The organism is Oleiphilus sp. HI0123, assembly GCF_001635315.1.
In genome coordinates this window covers 1-557 of the sequence record NZ_LWGE01000878.1, presented here as the reverse complement: position 1 = coordinate 557, position 557 = coordinate 1, and the positions used below count along the sequence as shown (strand labels likewise).

General features: G+C 42.5%; 1 protein-coding gene. It reads left to right on the top strand.

Going from position 1 to position 557, the window contains the following annotated elements; translation table 11 throughout:
* Positions 1 to 519: WYL domain-containing protein (locus tag A3761_RS07615; RefSeq protein ID WP_156491723.1), on the top strand; the 519-nt coding region annotated here is incomplete at its 5' end.
* Positions 520 to 557: the final 38 nt, after the last annotated feature.

Below are 557 nucleotides of genomic sequence, written 5' to 3'. Positions count from 1 at the left end.
GGAAAACTCAAAGATTATGAGGTTCATCCTTTCGGCGTTGCGATTATGCTGCCGAAAATATATTTAGTCGCCAAGAAGGAAGGTGACATGCAAAAGGGCGATGAGGCTTTTCGAAGTTTCTTGATTCATAAGATAAGTGACTTAAGTGTTAGCAGTCACGCAAATGCGGTGCCTGAAGATTTCGAGCTAAAAAGCTATCTAGATCAAGGAAATATGGATGTCTTAATCGACTTTCAAGACGCTCAGACTTACACCCTGGAGCTGAGTATTACGACGGGAAAACACAGCAATTTAATACAAGACTTACACGACAACCCTATCAGTCACGATCAGGAGCTACATCACGCTCACGATGATGACTGGAGCTTAAGTGCTACAACTAAGCGCACGGTTCAACTCAGAAACTGGTTAATGTCATTAGGCCCTCAGGCCAAAGTGATATCGCCCGACATCATCAAACAGGACCTTATCGATAACATCGACTTGATACGGGCGAACTATATAAAGCGTCAACACTGACATTAAGTTTAAACGAGATAAGCATGAAACTATTGGCT